We start from the raw sequence: 18526 nt of genomic DNA on the forward strand, positions 1-18526 counted from the left end.
GAACCCGCCCCATCAGCGGACCTGAACTGGCGTGTTACTGACCCACGCTCCTAGGAGAGGAATCCCACCGGGCGGCGCGCCGATTCGCCGATCTCGACGTAGGCGACCCTGTCGGTCGACACGAGATAGCGACGGCCCTTCTCGTCGTCCAGCTCCAGGACCGCCTTGCTCTCCGCGGTGAGAGCGGCCTCGACGCGGGCGTGCACGTCCTCCGGCTTCATGCCGGTCTTGAACACGAGCTCGCGATTGCTGTCGGCGATGCCGATCTTGACCTCCACGGTTACTGCCCTTCTCATCGTCGGCGCCTGTCACGCCATCGTCGGTGTTGCGTGGGACCCAGGCTAGCCCGGACCCTGTGCACCGGGGCGCCACGGGATAGGGTGGGTGCACGTGGATCACACCCGCGCCCGGCCCGTAGTCCGGGCCCCGCACCGAGGATCCACGTGGAAATGTGTGCGCGCCCCGCTCGCCGAGGCCCTCTCTACGACACGGCCCGACCATCCGCGCGCGAGACGAGAAAGGCACCGCCCTGTCCACCACCGATGTGACCACCAGCGAAATCGACGGCATGGCCACGACGACGGCCGTCGTCGACGCCCCGTCCTCCGATTCTTCCCCCAGCTTCGCCGAACTCGGGGTCCGTCCCGAGATCGTCACCGCGCTCGGTGAGCGAGGCATCACCCACACCTTCGCCATCCAGGAACTGACCCTGCCGCTGGCTCTCGCCGGTTCCGACCTGATCGGCCAGGCCCGCACGGGGATGGGCAAGACCTACGGGTTCGGCGTACCGCTCCTGCACCGCATCTCCACGGGCGAGGTGACCCGGGAACTCGACGGCACGCCACGAGCCCTGGTCATCGTGCCCACCCGCGAGTTGTGCGTCCAGGTCACCCAGGACCTCAAGATCGCCGCCACCGGGCTCACCGCCCCGGGCCGGTCGGGGACCCGCCCGCTCAAGGTGCTGTCCATCTACGGTGGCACCCCCTATGAGCAGCAGACCGACGCTCTCGAGAAGGGCGTCGACGTGGTGGTGGGGACCCCCGGGCGACTGCTCGACCTCGCCAACCAGTCGAAGCTGGTGCTCGGCAAGGTCGAGGTGCTCGTCCTCGACGAAGCCGATGAGATGCTCGACCTGGGCTTCCTGCCGGACATCGAGAAACTGCTCCGGATGGTGCCCGACCAGCGTCAGACCATGCTCTTCTCGGCCACCATGCCGGGACCGATCATCACCCTGGCCCGCACGTTCCTCACCAAGCCCACGCACATCCGGGCGGAGGCGGCCGACTCCGGCGCCACGCACGAGAACACCACCCAGTTCGTCTATCGCGCGCACTCCATGGACAAGCCCGAGGTGGTCTCGCGAATCCTGCAGGCCGAGGGACGCGGCGCCACGATGATCTTCTGTCGCACCAAGCGCACGGCACAGAAGGTGGCCGACGACCTGGCCGAGCGGGGATTCCGGGTGGGGGCGATCCACGGAGACCTGGGCCAGGGCGCGCGCGAGAAGTCGCTGACGGCCTTCAGGTCCGGGGACGTCGACGTCCTCGTGGCGACCGACGTGGCGGCGCGCGGCATCGACGTCGACGACGTCACCCACGTCATCAACTACCAGTGCCCCGAGGACGAGAAGACCTACGTCCACCGGATCGGTCGTACCGGACGAGCCGGACGGAAGGGGGTCGCGGTCACGCTCGTCGACTGGGACGACCTCCCGCGCTGGGGCCTCATCGACAAGGCGCTCGGCCTCGGCCACGGCGAGCCCGCCGAGACCTATTCGACGTCTCCTCACCTCCGGACCGACCTCGGCATCCCGGAGGGCGCAGGGGGCCGGATCGGGGCCGCGACCGGGACCGGTTCCGGTCGTCGTCAGTCCGATCGCGACGCCCGGGGATCCGGGCGCGGATCCGGCACTCCCCGTCGGCGCACGCGATCCGGGCAGTCCGGGTCCTCCGGGTCCGGCGATGCGGTCGCGACCTCCGACTCCGGCCCGGCCGGTGGCGACGCCGCGACCGGCGGTGACGGCACCCCGAGGCGACGTCGGCGTCGTCGGCGGAATCCCTCGTCGTCGTCCGACTCCACCGGCCGGGACTAGAACCGACCCCCACCCCTGGAAGGCACGTGCGCACACTCAGGAGAGGGTCCGGCCGCCGGTGGACGGACATCGGCGTCGCCCCCGAACGCCGGACGCGGCGAGACCTCGTCACCGCCGGGGTGATCGCCGTCGTCATGGTGGTGACGGCGGCCGTTGTGCTGGTGACCGGCAGCGCGACCGGGTCGCAGCTGCGTGCGGCGGGATCGCAGCAGCCCGAGTACGGTCCGGCCACCGAGCCCCCGACCTCGCTCCAACCGCTCTGGACGCACGAGTCCGCCGACCCCGGTCCCCCCCTCACCACCAAGGGCAATCTCGTCACCGTCTCCCCGGACGGGGTACTCGTCGGTCGTGACGCGGGATCCGGCGAGGAGCGCTGGACCTACACCCATGCGGGGCGGTTCTGTGCCGGGGCGTTCTACGCCGATCGGCTCGTCGCCGCGTTCGACGGCGCCTCCGGGTGCAGTGACGTGACCTCCCTCGACCCGACCGGGCAGGAGTACGCGAGCACCAGGCAGAGCGCGTTCGCGGACTCGATGGAACTCACCGCGACCTGGCGGCACGTACTCGCGTTGAGTCCGGACCGGCTCGAGATCTGGCGCGACGACCTGGTCCGGACCGTCGAGTACGGGGCGGTGGACGCACCGCAGGAGGCCGGGATGCAGCCCAGGGCGGGGTGCACGCTCGTGACCGCCGACCTCACCGACGAGCGCTTCGCGGTGACCGAGCGCTGCCCCGGCGAGCAGTCCGTCAGGCTGACGATCTCCGAGACCGTCCCCGAGGACAACCGCGCCCCGGAGGAGATCGCCTCGGAGCCGACCGGTGCCGACGGCCTGTGGATCATCGACGTGACCGAGCAGGGGGTCCTGGCGCTTCGGAACCGGGGCCCCGACTGGACCGTCGAGTGGTTCACCTCCCCCAACGAACACTCGACCGTCCTCGGCCTGGACGGCGAGCCGGGCGTACTGCCCTCACCCCGGTCCGTCTCGGGTGACAACGCGCAGGTCCGGTGGTTCGACGGGCGCTCCACGCACGCCTTCGACGGACAGTCCGGGAGGTACTCCTGGACGCTCGGGGCGTCGACCGGCCCCGGAATGACCGGTGGATGGTCCCCGGACCCGGAGGCCCATGCGAATGACGAGTGGGTACTCGTCCCCCTCGACGGTGCCTTCGCGCTCCTCGACCACGACACCGGTCGCGAGTTCCGCCGTCTCCCCGGAGCAGCCACAACGGGGAACGGTGCGACCGGGGAGGGTGTGACAGGAGGCGGCGTGACGGGACTCGCCCAGATCGGCGACATCCTCTACGAGAGCAGGGCGGGTCTGGTCCACGCGTACAAGTTCCTCGACTGACCATTCCGCGGCGCACCCGGTTACGGTCGATCAGGTCACGCGGCGTACCACTCGATCGCGTCCCTGCGGAACAACGAGACCAACGCGACCGCGCAGATCACGGCGAGGAGCAGCCCGGCGAGGTACTGGTCCGAGCCCACCCCGACGTACCAGGCCACGAACAGCAACAACAGCTCGGCGATCACCACCAGACCCCGGCCCCAGCGGCGCCCCCGCAACAGACCGACGCCGGCCGCGAGAAGGCCGCCACCGAGGATCGCGAACCAGACCGCGGTGCCGTAGCCACTGATGACGACGGTCTCCTCCCGATGGCCGCCGGCCGCACGGATGGCGAGGGCCACGGCCACTCCCACACCGATGAGCCCCTGCGCCGAGGAGATCCACCCGGCCAGCCGGACGGGCGTGGGGATGGCCGCTCGGGGATCACGCCGATCAAGCGGGGGACGATGGTCGTCAGGTCGGGTCACGTTCACCTCCACAGACTATGTCGCGACCGCGGCCGAACCCGCACCACCCTTGTGGACTGGACTCCGTTTAGCTCATCACGGCCCCTGGCGTGGGCTTTCGGGTCGATTTGACAACCGGGGTGACCTTTGCCACATGTGACGGGAGAGGGTTGACTTGTCATGGAATCGTGGCACGATCGTTCGTAACAGCGCAGACGCACAATGTTTGCATTGCCTTAACCGAGAGCTCTTCCTCACGGACCGAGCCCGAGGAGAGGGTACACCCCCACCGCATCGCCGGATGTGAATGACCATGTACGTCCGCGCGCCGATTTTCGCACACATCGGCGCGTCGACGTCGTCTTCTCGTGTCCGGTTGACCCGATAACGGTCTCGTAACCGTAAGGAGTTTCCATGGACTGGCGCCACAAGGCCATCTGCCGCGACGAGGATCCCGAGCTGTTCTTCCCCGTCGGCAATTCCGGACCCGCCCTCGCCCAGATCGCCGAGGCGAAGATCGTCTGCAACCGTTGCCCCGTCACCGCCGAGTGCCTGGCCTGGGCCCTCGAGTCCGGCCAGGACGCGGGCGTCTGGGGCGGGATGAGCGAGGACGAGCGTCGCGCTCTCAAGCGTCGTCGTGCCCGTACCCGCACGTCGGTCTGACCACCACCGTCTGACCACCACCGTCTGATCAGCACCGCCTGATCGACGCGGAGGCCGGTTCCTCTCCCCTGTGGGGGCGGAACCGGCCTTCGTCGTTCCGGACGGAGGTCAGCCGATCACGGCGATGAGATCACCGGCCTGGATGACATCTCCGGGGGTCACGGCCACCTCGGTGACGGTGCCGGCCGTCTCACACAACACCGGGATCTCCATCTTCATGGACTCGAGGAGCACGATGGTGTCGCCCTCGGCGACCTCGGTGCCGACGGCTGCGACGACCTCCATGACGTTCGCGACCATCTCGGCACGGACCTGTTCAGTCATTCGGATGTTCCTCTGCTTTCCTCACGCGGCGGCCCCCGGACTCCTCAATGCAACCACACAGGGGTTCTCGTGGGAGACTTGTACACCGACGAAAGGAGGCGACCATGGGCAAGCGTGGCCGCAAGAGGCGGGATCGCCGCAAGAACAACGCCAACCACGGCAAGCGTCCGAACAGCTGAGTCCGGACCACCAGAACCGAGTGGAGGGGCGGGCACCGGCACGGTGCCCGCCCCTCCACTCGTCCACCGGGGATCACTCGGTCCGGTGACGTCCTTCCGCATCGCGCCGGTGGACGGTCGTGGTCCGGTGCACCACCGTCGTCCCGTCGGCATCGGTCGTGGTCACCGTGGTGCGTCGGATCTCCACCATCAGTCGTTCCCTCAGCCCGGACGGCGCCTTCTCACAGCATGAACTGGACAACTTCGCCTTGAGCCGACGCTCCGAGAGGAAGAGCTCCCTACAGGTGGGGCACCCCGCGAGGTGATGCTCGAGCCTCGAGCGACACGCGTCGTCGCATTCGAGGTCCACGAGCAGGGACAGGTCGCGCCGGGCGGCCTCGCAGTCGATCCGATCCAACCGCGGGTCGTGCTCCCTCATCACGACGCACCCCCCGCCCTGTCACGACCGAAGCCACGCTCGGTCGCCACGTCGCGCAGCAACTCACGCAGCTGCTTCCGGCCCCTGTGCAGGCGCGACATCACGGTTCCCAGCGGGGTGTCCATGATCTCGGCGATCTCCTTGTAGGGAAGATCCTGGACATCCGCGTAGTAGACCGCCATCCGGAACTCCTCCGGCAACTGCGCCAACGCGGCCCGGATCTCGTCGTCCGGCAGCAGCTCCATCGCCTCGACCTCCGCCGAACGCAGCCCGGTGGAGGTGTGTTCGGCGGCGGCCGCCAGCTGCCAGTCCGTGATCTCCTCGGTCGGATACTGGGCGGGTTGGCGCTGCCGCTTGCGGTAGTGGTTGATGTACGCGTTGGTGAGGATGCGGTGCATCCAGGCGCGGAAATTCGTCCCGGGCTTGAACGAGTGGAAGCCCGCGTACGCCTTCGCGTACGCCTCCTGCACGAGGTCCTCCGCATCCGCCGGGTTGCGAGTCATCCGCAGAGCGGCACCGTACAACTGGTCGAGAAGCGGCATGGCCAACTCTTCGAACTGCTCGGCACGTTGGTCGGACTCGTCGGGCTGCAACTCTGTCGGCAACCGGTACTCCTCACCTGTCGGTGACCCGGAGTCTATCCGCACGCCGGGGGCCTCGAGGACCGCGGTCCGCATCGCACCCTCCTCTCCTCGCCCCGGAACCGTCCCGGGTACCTGCTCTCACCAACACCCGCCTCTCGCGCGCTATTCCACCGGGCGCCGTCGCTACGCTGGTGTGGGTGACCCGGAAACGCGCGGGACAGCGCACACCCGCCGCCGCGGCGACCCCCGCCGTCGCCGCCCTGCTCTCCGCGGGCGTCGACCACGTGGTGCACACCTACAGCGCCGGCGCGGGGGCCTTCGGCGACGAGGCCGCACGCATCATGGGCGAACGCCTGGGAATCGACGCCGGCAGGGTGTTCAAGACGCTGGTGCTCACGACCGCCCGCCCACCCGAGGGGACCCGGACCCCGCTGGCGGTCGCGGTCCTGCCGGTCACGGCCATGCTCGACCTCAAGGCGGCCGCTTCCGCGCTGTCCTGCGGAAAGGCCTCACTCGCCCCTGTGGACGTCGCGGAGAAGACCACCGGGTACGTGGTCGGCGGGGTCTCGCCCCTCGGGCAGAAGAGGTCCCTGGCGACGGTCGTCGACCGGTCCGCGTCGGACCACACCACAATCCTGTGCAGCGCCGGCCGGCGGGGATGGGAGATCGAGCTCGCACCCACGGACCTCGTCGCCCTCACGGGAGCGACCACGGCGGCGATCACCGCGCGGTGACGCCCCGGGGCGGTCTGGTCAGAACAGCAGCCCGGCGGTCGGATCCACCGGGCGCACCAGGTCCGGACCCTCGTTCCGGACGTTGGAGACCGCGCGCGAGACCGGCCGGATCTCCACCCGGTCGGCCCACTGAGCCAGGTCACCGCCCGCACCGTCGACCAGCGCCCGGGGGTCGCCGATCACGGACGGGTCGAGCCAGTCGGAGACCACGGACGGGTCCACCACGAGCGGCATCCGGTCGTGGATGCGGCGCAGCGGTCCGAGCGCCGCGGTGGTGAGGATGGCGCACGAGAGCTGGGTGACGTCCTGGTCGGCGGGATCGCGCCGGGCTTCCCAGAGCCCCGCCATGAGCAAGCCCTCGGTGCCGGGCAGGCTCATGTGGAACGGCTGCTTGGGCCCCGCCCGGCCACCCGGTGTCGCCGGCTGCCCGGGGACCCACTCGTACCACCCGTCCATCGGCACCACACAGTGGCGCCGGGCCACGGCGGCGCGGAACGACGGCTTCTCGAAGGCGGTCTCGACCCGGGCGTTGAACAGGGTCGGCAACCTCCCCGGGTCCCTGGCCCAGGACGGCACCAGGCCCCAGCGCATCGAGCGCAGGACCCGTCGGGGGGTCTCGCTCAGGTCGAGACGTTCGCGCGGGGCGTCCAGGACGAGCGTCGGGATGGTCGTGGTGGGTGCGATGTTGAACCGCGGTGAGACCGGACCCCGGTCGGGCCACAGCCCCGGCGGGGGCGACGACGCCTCGTCCACGGCGTCGAGTTCCACCGCGAGCCGCGCCGGATCCGAGGAGAGCGAGAACCGTCCACACATGCGGTCCATCCTCCCACCCGGGCCGGGCGGGATCGGAGTGGATGCGCGACAATGACCAGGTGAGTCATTGGAACGCCCCCGTCGCCGACACGCCCGTGAACGCCGTGGTCCCGGTGCCCGGGTCCAAGTCGCTGACCAACCGCGCCCTCGTCCTTGCCGCGCTGGCCGACGCCTCCGCGCGGGTGAGCGGGACGTTGCGCAGCCGGGACACCGACCTGATGATCGGAGCGCTCGGTGCTCTCGGAACCCGGATCGAGGGCCCCGGGGGACCGCTCGGCCCCGACGACACCGAACTGGTCGTCACACCCGGGCCGTTGCACGGGGCGGACGTCGAGTGCGGCCTGGCCGGGACGGTCATGCGGTTCGTACCTCCACTCGCCGCGCTCGCCACCGGCATATCGACGTTCGACGGTGACCCCGCCGCGCGGGTGCGTCCGCAGGCCACGGTCCTCGACGCGCTCCGCTCGCTCGGGGCCGACGTCACCGGGGACAGGCTCCCGTTCTCGGTGTCCGGGACGGGTTCCCTCCGGGGTGGACGGGTGGAGATGGACGCCTCGGCCTCCTCTCAGTTCGTCTCCGGACTGCTGCTCTCCGCCGCCCGCTTCGACGACGGGGTGGAACTGGTCCACGTGGGCGCGTCCGCCGTCCCGTCCGGTCCGCACATCGAGATGACGCTGGCGATGCTCAGGGAGTCCGGGGTGGTTGTCGAACAGCCCACGGCGTCGTCCTGGCGCGTGGCTCCGGGGCCGATCTCCGCAGTCGACCGGGTGGTGGAGCCCGACCTGTCCAATGCCACCCCGTTCCTCGCCGCGGCCGCCGTCACCGGCGGGTCCGTGCGCGTGCCCCGCTGGCCGGTGGCCACCACACAACCGGGGGACGCCATCCGCGGGATCCTTCAGGACATGGGCGCGACCGTGACCCTCGAGACCGTCGACGGGGCGGACCACGGGACCCTCGTCGTCGTCGGACCCGACCACCTGTCACCCGTGGACGTGGATCTGTCCGCCATCGGTGAGCTCACCCCGACGATCGCCGCACTGTGCGCGCTCGCCGACGGCCCGTCCACGCTCACCGGGATCGCCCACCTCCGCGGGCACGAGACCGATCGTCTCGCCGCCCTCGCCGCCGAACTCGGCGCGGTGGGGTGCGACGTCACGGAGCGGGCCGACGGCCTCGAGATCGTCCCGGGATCCCTGCACGGCGCCCCCTGGCGGGCCTACGCCGATCACCGCATGGCCACCGCGGGTGCCATCATCGGCCTCGTGGTACCGGGGATCGAGGTGGACGACATCGACTCGACCGCCAAGACCATGCCGGGGTTCACCTCGATGTGGACCGGCATGCTCGCCGGCGGGACGACGTAGCGTCGTGGCCACCAGGCGGGGCGGGAGCGGCGCGCGCGGCTGGGACGAGTCCGACATCCGGATCCGGCCGGGCAAGGGGTCGAGGCCGCGAACCAAACGCAGGCCCAGCCACTCCGACGCGGCGTCCGCGATGGTCGTGAGCGTCGACCGGGGGCGCTGGGGCTGCGTGCTGCTCGACGACGGCCCCGACCACGTCGCCGGCACCCGGATCGTCACCATGCGGGCCCGCGAGCTCGGCCGCACGCCCATCGTCGTGGGCGACCACGTCGGCGTGGTCGGGGACCTCACCGGCACCCGGGACACCCTGTCGAGGATCGTCCGGGTCGCCGACCGCAGCACGGTGCTGCGCCGGACCGCCGACGACTCCGACCCGTACGAGCGGGTCGTGGTGGCCAACGCCGAACTGCTCCTCATCGTCGTCGCGGTCGCGGACCCCCCGCCCCGCGCCGGCTTCGTGGCCCGCGCCCTCGTGGCGGCCTACACGGGCGGACTGGACCCCGTCCTGTGCCTGACCAAGGGTGACCTCGACGACCCGTCGGTGTTCGCCGCCGAGTTCGAGGCACTCGACGTCCCCGTCCTGCGGACCGGGATCGACGACGACCTCGGGGCCCTGCACGATCGGATCGACGGCCGGATCTCCGCCATGATCGGCCACTCGGGGGTCGGGAAGTCCACCCTCGTCAACCGTCTGATCCCCGACGCCCACCGGGCGACCGGCGCGGTCTCGGGAGTGGGCAAGGGCCGGCACACCTCGACCCAGTCGGTCGCCCTCGAACTGGGATCGGGGGGCTGGGTGGTGGACACCCCGGGGATCCGGAGCTTCGGACTGGCGCACGTCTCGCCCGACGACGTGGTGGCGGCGTTCTCCGATCTGGACGCGATCGCTCAGGACTGCCCGCGGGGCTGCACCCACCAGGGCCCGCCCGCCGATCCGGAGTGCAGGTTCGACACCGTCATCGACCCCGCGGTCCACCGACGCGCGCTGGCCGTGAGAGAACTCCTCGGCGCCCTGCAGTCCAACGACGCGTGGGCGCTCGGGTCGGATCAGGACTGAGCACGAGCCGCGACCGTCGCGCCGACGCGGTCAGAGCTTGAGCTCGACGTCCCCCAACGCCACCGAGACGCAGGTCTGGATCCGCTCACCGGGTCCGTGGTCGGTGCCGTTGCGCAGATCGCGGACGTGCCCCTCGTCGAGTCCCACGACACACGTCTGGCAGATCCCCATCCGACAGCCGAAGGGCATCTGCACGCCCACCTTCTCCCCGCCCTCGAGGATGGTGGTGGCACCGTCGAGCTCGACGGTCTTGCCGGTCGACCCGAACGTCACGGTCCCGCCCGAGGCCCCGGCGTCCCGGTTGACGGTGAAGCGCTCCACGTGGAGGTCGTCCCGATTCGTGGCTCTGAAGTGCTCGTCGAGCTCGTCGAGCATCGCGTTGGGCCCGCACGCCCATGTCGGACGCTCCGACCAGTCGGGGACGAGGGCGGACATCTGGCGCGAGTCGATGCGGCCCTCCTCGCTGGTCACCCGGAGATGCAGGACGTAACCGGGTTGGGTCTTCTCGAGGGCGCGCAGCTCGTCGTAGAAGAGCGCGTCCTCCCTCTCACGCACCGAGTGCACGTGGACGACGTCCGGGAACGGTTCGGTGACCGAACGGCGGTCCAGGGACCGGAGCATCCCCATGACCGGGGTGATCCCGGAACCGGCGGTCACGAACATCAGCTTGGGAGGGGTCGGCGTCGGCAGGTGGAAGTCGCCCGCCGGTGCCGCGAGACGGACGATGGTCCCGGGCTCGACGGTGCCGACGATGTGGTTGCTGAGAAGTCCCTCGGGAAGCGCCTTGACGGTCACCGAGTACTCGCCGCGGCCGGTGGTGGGGGCCGAGGTCAGGGAGTAGGAGCGCCAGGTCCAGCGGCCGTCGAGAAGCACGCCGATGCCCAGATACTGGCCGGGCTGGTAGTGCGGGGTCGCGCCCCAGCCGGGCTTGATGACCAGCGTGACGGTGTCCTCCGCCTCGCGGCGCACCGACACCACCTCGCCGCGCAGTTCGCGGGAGGACCACAGCGGATAGATGAGCGACGAGTAGTCGTCCATCCGGAGCGGGTGTGTGAGGCGGTTGAGGAATCGATGTGCGGCCCGGGGTTCAGGAACCCTCGCAGCCGCTGCGCGCAGTACACGGTTGAGCCCGCTGGTCGACTCGGTCACTGGTGCCTCCTTGAGACCGGGGACCGCACGACCCGAGGACCGGGCCGACGGTGCCGGAGATGAGAACCTACGGTAGCGGAGGGTAGCGCCTGGCGGGCACCACACGGGCATGATCCCGCCGGACGGGGCCGGGCTCCCCGATCCCTTCTCAGAGCAGATTAAGCAGGAACGGCAGTTCACCCGCGTCGTACCAGGCGAGATCGATGTCGAGGGCGTCCCCCACGGTGAGCTCCGCGTCCTCGTCCCCCAGATCGGCGCGGTCCACGGCCTCGACCGCGGCCTCGACCGCGCCGGCGGCGCCCGCCAGGTCCACGTGGACGGCGGCGATCTCCTCCATCCCCACGGTCCCCCTGGACAGGCGCACCACGGCGGTGTCCAGATCCGGTCGCGGCTGGGTGTCGGCGTCGGGGACGTCCACGCTCACCACCACCCGGCGGTAGGGATGCGTGTCGTGTACCGCACCGGAGTCGATCTCTCCACCCAGCAGCCGCAGCGAGGCGCGGGCCGCCTCGAGGTACGCCACGTGCTCGATCTCCTCCGTGTCCCCCTCGGCGTAGGATTCCACGAGCGCGGGGGTCGCCGCGAAGGCGGTCCCGCTGCGGACGGGCATCTCCCCGCTGTCGAGCAGGGTCTCCAGCATCGCGAGCGTGGCGGGGATGAACAGACGCATGATGGTGCCTTCCTCGGGTGGACGGTGCGGGTCAGCGGGAGGTGCCGGTGAGCTCGTCCAGCGCCGAGGAGATGAGCTCCCCGATCTCCTCCACGTCCGGCACCGCCTGACGGTCCGCGGTGAACCCGCAGTAGACCACCCCCGAGTAACTGCTCATGGACACGGCCAGCGCCTGACCGTCGAGCAGCGCCGGCACGGGATAGACCTCAGCGAGCTCACCGTCACCCCAGAACATCTTGTGCTGCGGACCGGGCGCATTGGTGACGACCAGGTCATAGCTGTCCGACGGCAGCATGATCGCGGCGCGGGAACCCAGCGCGTGCAGGGTGGGCGGGGCGAAACCCGAGAGTCGGGCCAACGACTTGGCACCCACCGCCTGTCTGGGATGCCGCTGGGTGGCCGTCTCCCTGGAGATCTGCGCGAGCCGCATCCTGGGGTTGGGCTCCCCCACTGGCATCCCGATGAGCGCGGAGGCGATCTCCGCCGAGGTCGCCTCCGCGGAGGCCTCGGGACCATCGGAACCCTCGGCCGTGCCTGACTCCGAGGACACGGCCATCGGGACGATCGCGCGGAGGGTGTCGGCAGTCGAGAGGGGGTGACCGCAGGACAGGATCCACGACCGCAGCGCCCCACAGAGGACTGCCAGGACCACGTCGTTGACCTTGCAGCCGTGGTCCCTCGCGATCGCGCGTGCCCGGTCCAGGGGGAACGACGCCAGCCCGACCCGGCTGCCGCGGGGTCGGGAGGTCCGGAACATCTCCGCCAGTCCCCCGGGCGGGCGCAGGACGGTGAGACTCGCCGCGCCGACCAGACCCCGGCTCGCCCTCTCCACCGCGTTCACCAGACGGGCCGAGCGTCGGACTAGCTCTAGGGGGTCCGTGGCGATGGTGATCAAGGCGTCCAGCACGAGGACCCCGTCGCCCGGTGACGGGACGGGGGTCCAGGTGGCCACCTCGTGCACGTCAGCAGACGCCTTCTCGTCGGTCATGAGGACCTGTGCGAGGTCCACGGCGTTGGGGCCGCCGAGCAGGACGTGGTGGGTCTTGGTGAGCACCGCCAGCCGCCCGTCGCCGAGACCCTCGATGAGGTAGAGCTCCCACAGCGGCCGGCCGGGTTCGAGCGGACGGTCGACCAGCCGGGCCACCAGATCGGCGAGCTGCCGCACCCCGCCGGGAGCCGGCAGGGCGGACCGCCGCACGTGGAAGCTCAGGTCGAAGTCCGGATCGTCGACCCAGACCGCCCGGGCCAGCCCGAACGGGACGTACCGGATGCGCTGCCGGAACCGGGGTGCGTCGGCCAGTCGGGCGTCGACGAATTCCATCACCCGGTCGATGTCCCAGGGATCGTCCCGGGAGACGAGCGCCAGGGAGCAGGAGTGCCGACTCCGTGATCGGGTGGCGTCCCCGAGGAGCAGATCCGCGTCCGCCGTCGCCAGCCTGGCCGCCACCGGTCAGACCGCCTCGTCGAGTCCGAGCAGCCCGCGGATCTCCACGGCCGCGCGGTCGAAGACCTGGTAGAACACCCCGATCATGCCCGTCTGCACCGCGCCCAGGACGTTCTCGATCGCGTCGTCGACCATCACGCACTCGCGCGGCTCCAGCTCGAGGCGTCTCGCCGCCTCGAGGAACGCCTCGGGATCGGGTTTCTCCACCCCGGTCAGCCCGCTGAGCACCACGTGATCGATCCCGTAGGCGCGGGCGTCCTCACGCACCCGGTCGGCACCCGGGCCCTCGGGTTCGTTGCTGAGGACCGCCAGGCGTACGTCGTTGGCACGTGCACCGATGAAGATCTCCCGCCAGCTCTCGCGGTCCTCTTCCGTGCCGTCCAGCACCCCGAAGTAGTCGACAATCAGTCCTCGCATGGGACCAGCCTAGGCAACGCCCGTCGACGGTGCAGAGGTGGAGCCGGAACCGCCCGGTTCGCCCCGCGCGTCACACCACATAGAGGGATGCGAGACCGGCCCGGTTCTCGTCGGAGAGAGCAGGAGTGCACATGGCCCCGACACCAGTGTCATCGACCCCCCGGGAGAGCGCGCAGGACGAATGCCGGGTCAGGCCGCTGCTGTCGACGGAGCCCGGCCCCGACGTCCGTCCGCACGACCGGGCGAGCGGCCCGGTCGCCGACATGATCGCGGTGGCGGTCCCGGTGCCGGACCCGGAGGACGCGGTACCGGTGCCGGCGCGGCGGGCAGCTCACGCGCTGGTGATCATGGCCCTCGAGGTGGTCGACCGAAAGCGGGCACCACGCAACACCCGGGGCGCGTTCCCGCCCCACCTGATCGAGATGCTCGGGACGGTCGCCCGCGGTGGCGTCCCCGGCCGCGCCCTCGGTGTGGCGCGGATCCACCGCCTCCACATCCACCCCGCCGATCCGGGAGCGGCGGACTCCGAGGGTGCCCCCGGGTCCCCGGGCGGCGGCGGCCGGGACTACGAGGTCTGCGCCACGTACGCCCGCGGGCCGAGACTGTTCGCCGTCGCGGCCCGCATCCGGGTCACCGATACCGGGGCGACCTGCACGGCCCTCCGGTTGGTCTAGGGGCCGTCAGCCCTTGCGCCCGCGGGACGCGGCCTTGGCCGCTCGTTCCCGGCGGTCGAGCCGGTCCTGCCGTTCCCGGGAACGACGCTCGGCACGGTTGGCCGGGACACTCTCGTCGACGAGCTGCGCCTCACCCGTCTCCGACGGGCCCGAGAACTGCATCTGGTCGTCGCTCACGTCGCGGCCCGTGCCCGCGGCCTGCAGGATCGGATTGGCACCCGCGAGCGACGCGGCCTGCGCCGCAGAGGGCGCCGCCACCGACTTCTGCTGCTGACCGGCCTCGACCTTGACGTTGAACAGGAACGCGACGGTCTCCTCGCGCACCCCGTCCATCATCGCCGCGAACATGTCGTAACCCTCGCGCTGGTACTCGACCAGGGGGTCGCGCTGGGCCATGGCACGCAGCCCGATGCCCTCCTTGAGGTAGTCCATCTCGTAGAGGTGCTCGCGCCACTTCCGGTCCAGGACCTGGAGCATGATCGATCGCTCGAGCTGGCGCATCGCGCCCTCGCCGCCGATGCCCTCGATCTCGGCTTCGCGCTCGTCGTATCGGGCGAAGACGTCGTCGAGGATCGCGTCCTTGAGGTTCTTGGCCGACAGGTCGCCCGACGCCCCGTACTCGTCGCCGTCGATGATCGACTGCGCGGTGATCGAGACCGGGTAGAGCTGCCCGAGCGCGTCCCAGAGCTTGTCCAGGTCCCAGTCCTCGACGTACCCCTCGGCGGCGGCGCCGTCGACGTAGGCGCTGATCACCTGATAGATCATCGACTCGACCTGGTCGGTGATGTCCTCGCCCTCGAGGATCCGCTTGCGCTCGCCGTAGATGACGGTGCGCTGCTGGTTCATCACCTCGTCGTACTTGAGGACGTCTTTGCGGATCTCGAAGTTCTGCGACTCGACCTGTGTCTGGGCGTTCTTCACGGCCCGCGAGACCATGCCTGCCTCGATCGGCACGTCGTCGGGCAGGCTCAACCGGTTCATGATCGCCTCGACGGCCGCGCCGTTGAAGCGACGCATGAGCTCGTCACCCAGGGACAGGTAGAACCGGGACTCACCCGGGTCACCCTGGCGACCCGAGCGGCCGCGCAACTGGTTGTCGATCCGCCGGGAGTCGTGTCGCTCGGTGCCCAGGACATAGAGACCGCCGGCCTCGCGGACCCGCTCGGCCTCCTCCTTGCTGAGCTTGCGCATGCGCTCGATCTCGGCGTCCCACGCCTCCTCGTACTCCTCCGGAGTGTCCACGGGGTTGAGTCCGCGCTCACGCAGGTTGAGGTCGGCGATGATGTCCGGGTTGCCACCGAGCACGATGTCGGTTCCACGACCGGCCATGTTGGTCGCCACGGTGACCGCACCCGGGCGACCGGCCTGGGCGATGATCTGGGCCTCGGACGCATGGAACTTGGCGTTGAGGACGTGGTGCTTGATGCCCCTGCGGGTGAGCAGCCTCGACAGGTGCTCACTGCGTTCGACGGACGCGGTGCCCACGAGAACCGGCTGCTTCTTCTCGACGCGTTCGGCGATGTCCTCCACCACCGCGGCGAACTTCGACTCCTCGGTCTTGTAGATGAGGTCGGCCAGGTCCTCGCGCGCCATCGGCCGGTTGGTCGGGATCGGCATGACCTCGAGCTTGTAGATGGAGTAGAGCTCCGCGGCCTCGGTCTCGGCCGTACCGGTCATCCCCGCGAGCTTCTCGTAGAGACGGAAGTAGTTCTGCAGGGTGATGGTGGCCAGGGTCTGGTTCTCGGCCTTGATCTCCACCCGTTCCTTGGCCTCGATGGCCTGGTGCATTCCCTCGTTGTAGCGGCGCCCGTCGAGGACCCGCCCCGTGAACTCGTCGACGATGATCACGTCGCCGTCGCGGACGATGTAGTCCTTGTCCTTGGTGAACAGCTCCTTGGCCTTGATGGAGTTGTTCAGGTAGCTCACGAGGGGCGAGTTCGCCGCCTCGTAGAGGTTGTCGATCCCGAGCTGGTCCTCGACGAACTCGACGCCCTGCTCGGTCACACCGATCGTGCGCTTCTTCCGGTCGACCTCGTAGTGCGTGCCCTCCTCGAGCAGGGGGGCGATACGGGCGAACTCCCCGTACCACTTGCTCGACCCGTCGGCGGGGCCCGAGATGATCAGCGGGGTCCTCGCCTCGTCGATGAGGATCGAGTCGACCTCGTCGACGATCGCGTAGTTGTGGCCACGCTGGACCAGCTCCGCGGTGTCGTGCGCCATGTTGTCGCGGAGGTAGTCGAAGCCGAACTCGTTGTTGGTGCCGTAGGTGATGTCGGCCGCGTAGGACTCCCGCCGCTGCGCGGGGGTCATGCCGCCGAGGATGGCTCCGACGGACAGCCCGAGGAACCGGTGGACGCGACCCATCCACTCGGCGTCGCGCTTGGCCAGGTAGTCGTTGACCGTGACCACGTGGACGCCCTGGCCGGACAGGGCGTTGAGGTAGGCGGGCAGCACACAGGTCAGGGTCTTGCCCTCACCGGTCTTCATCTCCGCCACGGCGCCGGTGTGCAGGACGATGGCACCGATGATCTGCACCTTGTACGGCCGCTGCCCGAGCACCCGGTAGGCGGCCTCGCGGGCCACCGCGAACGCCTCCGGCAGCAGGTCGTCGAGCGTCTCACCCTTCGCCAGCCGAGCCTTGAACTCGTCGGTCTTGGCGCGGAGCTCGTCGTCGGTCAGCGTCTCCGTCGCCTCGGACAGGGTGTCCACGTAATCGGCGAGAGCGCTGTACCGCTTGAGCTTTCGACCTTCGCCGGCTCGGAGCAGCTTGGAAAGGATGGACACAGTCTCGAACGTCCTCGTGGTCGGGGTGATCGGAATTCTGGCTACCTGCGCGGGGTCCACGCGGGCCCTCGGTCCATCCTAGGTGCTCTGGGCCCCGGATACACGCCCCGGGGGCGGCCCGGTCCATTCGGACCGGACCGCCCCCGGGGCGTGCGAGCCGTGACCGTCAGGCCTCGTCGCTCAGCGTGATCAGCCCGTAGTCGAACGCGTGCCGCCGGTAGACGACGGTGGCGCGCCCGGACTCGGCATCGCGGAAGAGGTAGAAGTCGTGTCCCACGAGCTCCATCTTCTCGAGCGCGTCGTCGACCGACATCGGGGTCCCGTCGTGCTCCTTGCGGCGCACGATCTGGCCGGGGAGCTGATCGTCGTGCCCGTCGGCGTACTCATCCAACACGTCCGCCGGTGCGGCCTCGGGCGCGAGCTCAGCGGTGGCCTCGGCGACGGACTGCGGCCGACGGTGACCGGAGTGGCTGATCTTCCGCCGGGTGCGGGCCTTGCGCATCTGCCGCTCGAGCTTGGCCACCGCCGATTCCAGAGCGGCGTAGAAGGTGTCCTCGGCGGCCTCCGCGCGGGCGACGCCCGGCTTGCCCTTGAGGGTGATCTCGATCCGCTGGCTGGCCTTGGCCAGTCGTGGATTCTTCTCGTGCAACAGCACCACGTCGAACCGGGTGATCGCCGGCGAGATCTTCTCGATCTTCGCGAGCTTGGTGTGGATCCGGGTCGCGAAGTGGTCGGGGACCTCGACGTTCCGGCCCTTGATGGTCACCTGCGCTTCAGGGGCACCGGGGTCGTCGGTCGACGGACCGTCGAAGGTGGCGGGGTCGAGCAGGACTGCGGGGGTCTTCGCCATCGAAGCTCCTCCTCATCGGGCCTGCGGCGGGCCCCGGAGACCGGCCCGGTTACCGCCCGGGACCCCGGTCGAGGGGCCAACCCACATGGCTGAGTGGACACTCTCCGGACGTGGGACACCATCGGCTGAATTCTCGTGAACGCGCTGGTGAACCCCGTCCGCGACCTACGATACCCGGTCGCCTGTGCACCGGACCGCAGTAGGCTCAAGTCGTCCGGAAGTCACCCTCGCCCTCAGGCGGCGGTGACCGCGATGACGCCGTCGACGCGCAGACCGCCCTCGCCCAGCGCACCGACGCACGCGGCGGCCGTGGCCCCCGTGGTGACGACGTCATCCACCACGAGGACGGTCGCCGGCGTCCTGAGCACCTCGGCGACCGTCGACGGCGCCCCTGGCGTGGCCCGGATCAAGGTGTCCGGCGATCGTCTCCTGATCCGGCCCGAGAGGTTGCCGGACCTCGCCCGCGCGTCCAATCCGGCGGCGTCGCGGACCCTGCCCCGGATCTCGAGCAGCGGGGC

20 protein-coding genes and 1 pseudogene are annotated in these 18526 nt (G+C 70.1%); 8 read left to right on the forward strand and 13 right to left on the reverse strand.

The annotated features are described in order from the left end of the window. Window positions 1-50 precede the first annotated feature (50 nt). Window positions 51-278: a DUF3107 domain-containing protein gene (locus tag IY392_RS18395; protein WP_107755955.1), complete on the reverse strand. Its 228-nt coding sequence runs from the start codon at window positions 276-278 to the stop codon at window positions 51-53. Window positions 279-568: 290 nt separating this feature from the next. Here IY392_RS18395 and IY392_RS18400 point away from each other — a divergent pair, with 290 nt between their 5' ends. Continuing rightward, window positions 569-2092, forward strand: a complete 1524-nt coding sequence (locus IY392_RS18400) for a DEAD/DEAH box helicase (RefSeq protein WP_107758004.1) — start codon at window positions 569-571, stop codon at window positions 2090-2092. 26 nt (window positions 2093-2118) lie between these two features. Then, window positions 2119-3441 carry a hypothetical protein gene (locus tag IY392_RS18405; RefSeq protein WP_194862010.1) on the forward strand — a complete coding sequence of 441 codons (1323 nt, stop codon included), beginning with the start codon at window positions 2119-2121 and terminating at the stop codon, window positions 3439-3441. 35 nt (window positions 3442-3476) lie between these two features. Here IY392_RS18405 and IY392_RS18410 read toward each other — a convergent pair whose 3' ends face one another. Next, window positions 3477-3908 (reverse strand): hypothetical protein, encoded by a 432-nt coding sequence (locus IY392_RS18410; protein WP_234414847.1) that lies wholly within the window; start codon window positions 3906-3908, stop codon window positions 3477-3479. A gap of 393 nt (window positions 3909-4301) precedes the next feature. Here IY392_RS18410 and IY392_RS18415 point away from each other — a divergent pair, with 393 nt between their 5' ends. Beyond that, on the forward strand, window positions 4302-4550 hold the full coding sequence (locus IY392_RS18415; protein ID WP_017836612.1) for a WhiB family transcriptional regulator: 249 nt from the start codon (window positions 4302-4304) through the stop codon (window positions 4548-4550). Between the two features lie 108 nt (window positions 4551-4658). Here IY392_RS18415 and IY392_RS18420 read toward each other — a convergent pair whose 3' ends face one another. Continuing rightward, window positions 4659-4874 carry a biotin/lipoyl-binding carrier protein gene (locus IY392_RS18420; protein WP_107755952.1) on the reverse strand — a complete coding sequence of 72 codons (216 nt, stop codon included), beginning with the start codon at window positions 4872-4874 and terminating at the stop codon, window positions 4659-4661. Between the two features lie 104 nt (window positions 4875-4978). Between IY392_RS18420 and IY392_RS19725 the strand changes: the two genes are divergently transcribed. Beyond that, the gene (locus tag IY392_RS19725; RefSeq protein ID WP_370446351.1) at window positions 4979-5053 is read left to right on the forward strand and encodes a 50S ribosomal protein bL37; all 75 of its coding nucleotides are present in this window, start codon (window positions 4979-4981) and stop codon (window positions 5051-5053) included. Window positions 5054-5126: 73 nt separating this feature from the next. On the opposite strand, the gene IY392_RS18425 is transcribed toward IY392_RS19725, so the two are convergent. Continuing rightward, complete coding sequence (locus tag IY392_RS18425; RefSeq protein WP_107755951.1) at window positions 5127-5471, reverse strand: zf-HC2 domain-containing protein; 345 nt, start codon at window positions 5469-5471, stop codon at window positions 5127-5129. Further along, the gene (locus IY392_RS18430) at window positions 5471-6148 is read right to left on the reverse strand and encodes a sigma-70 family RNA polymerase sigma factor (protein WP_107755950.1); all 678 of its coding nucleotides are present in this window, start codon (window positions 6146-6148) and stop codon (window positions 5471-5473) included. The genes IY392_RS18425 and IY392_RS18430 overlap by 1 nt, the downstream gene beginning before the upstream one ends. Window positions 6149-6246: 98 nt before the next feature. Here IY392_RS18430 and IY392_RS18435 point away from each other — a divergent pair, with 98 nt between their 5' ends. Continuing rightward, on the forward strand, window positions 6247-6789 hold the full coding sequence (locus tag IY392_RS18435; RefSeq protein WP_107755949.1) for an aminoacyl-tRNA deacylase: 543 nt from the start codon (window positions 6247-6249) through the stop codon (window positions 6787-6789). 18 nt (window positions 6790-6807) lie between these two features. Here the strand turns inward: IY392_RS18435 and IY392_RS18440 are convergent, their stop codons facing one another. Next, window positions 6808-7611 (reverse strand): SOS response-associated peptidase, encoded by an 804-nt coding sequence (locus IY392_RS18440; protein ID WP_228549624.1) that lies wholly within the window; start codon window positions 7609-7611, stop codon window positions 6808-6810. Between the two features lie 32 nt (window positions 7612-7643). Between IY392_RS18440 and aroA the strand changes: the two genes are divergently transcribed. Together aroA and rsgA are read left to right on the forward strand one after the other, a co-directional pair. Beyond that, complete coding sequence (aroA, locus tag IY392_RS18445; protein WP_107755947.1) at window positions 7644-8966, forward strand: 3-phosphoshikimate 1-carboxyvinyltransferase; 1323 nt, start codon at window positions 7644-7646, stop codon at window positions 8964-8966. Between the two features lie 4 nt (window positions 8967-8970). Beyond that, window positions 8971-10020: a ribosome small subunit-dependent GTPase A gene (gene rsgA, locus IY392_RS18450; protein WP_107755946.1), complete on the forward strand. Its 1050-nt coding sequence runs from the start codon at window positions 8971-8973 to the stop codon at window positions 10018-10020. A gap of 30 nt (window positions 10021-10050) precedes the next feature. Here rsgA and IY392_RS18455 read toward each other — a convergent pair whose 3' ends face one another. From IY392_RS18455 to IY392_RS18470, 4 genes are all read right to left on the reverse strand, one after another. After that, window positions 10051-11169 (reverse strand): ferredoxin reductase, encoded by a 1119-nt coding sequence (locus IY392_RS18455; protein WP_107755945.1) that lies wholly within the window; start codon window positions 11167-11169, stop codon window positions 10051-10053. 148 nt (window positions 11170-11317) lie between these two features. Next, window positions 11318-11839, reverse strand: coding sequence for a DUF6912 family protein (locus IY392_RS18460; protein WP_107755944.1), 522 nt, complete (start codon window positions 11837-11839; stop codon window positions 11318-11320). A gap of 31 nt (window positions 11840-11870) precedes the next feature. Continuing rightward, complete coding sequence (locus tag IY392_RS18465; RefSeq protein WP_107755943.1) at window positions 11871-13286, reverse strand: wax ester/triacylglycerol synthase family O-acyltransferase; 1416 nt, start codon at window positions 13284-13286, stop codon at window positions 11871-11873. 3 nt (window positions 13287-13289) lie between these two features. Continuing rightward, on the reverse strand, window positions 13290-13700 hold the full coding sequence (locus IY392_RS18470; protein ID WP_107755942.1) for an HAD family hydrolase: 411 nt from the start codon (window positions 13698-13700) through the stop codon (window positions 13290-13292). A 131-nt stretch (window positions 13701-13831) separates the two neighbouring features. On the opposite strand from IY392_RS18470, the gene IY392_RS18475 reads away from it, so the two are divergent. Next, window positions 13832-14374 (forward strand): hypothetical protein, encoded by a 543-nt coding sequence (locus tag IY392_RS18475; RefSeq protein ID WP_107755941.1) that lies wholly within the window; start codon window positions 13832-13834, stop codon window positions 14372-14374. 6 nt (window positions 14375-14380) lie between these two features. On the opposite strand, the gene secA is transcribed toward IY392_RS18475, so the two are convergent. The 3 genes and pseudogenes from secA to IY392_RS18490 all read right to left on the reverse strand — a co-directional run. Further along, window positions 14381-17152: a preprotein translocase subunit SecA gene (secA, locus tag IY392_RS18480; protein ID WP_182612219.1), complete on the reverse strand. Its 2772-nt coding sequence runs from the start codon at window positions 17150-17152 to the stop codon at window positions 14381-14383. Between the two features lie 172 nt (window positions 17153-17324). Continuing rightward, on the reverse strand, window positions 17325-18008 hold the full coding sequence (hpf, locus tag IY392_RS18485; RefSeq protein WP_107755939.1) for a ribosome hibernation-promoting factor, HPF/YfiA family: 684 nt from the start codon (window positions 18006-18008) through the stop codon (window positions 17325-17327). A 233-nt stretch (window positions 18009-18241) separates the two neighbouring features. Beyond that, window positions 18242-18526: pseudogene (locus IY392_RS18490) on the reverse strand (hypothetical protein); the annotation flags it as partial.

The organism is Dietzia sp. SYD-A1, assembly GCF_015356725.1.
Taxonomy (GTDB): domain Bacteria; phylum Actinomycetota; class Actinomycetes; order Mycobacteriales; family Mycobacteriaceae; genus Dietzia.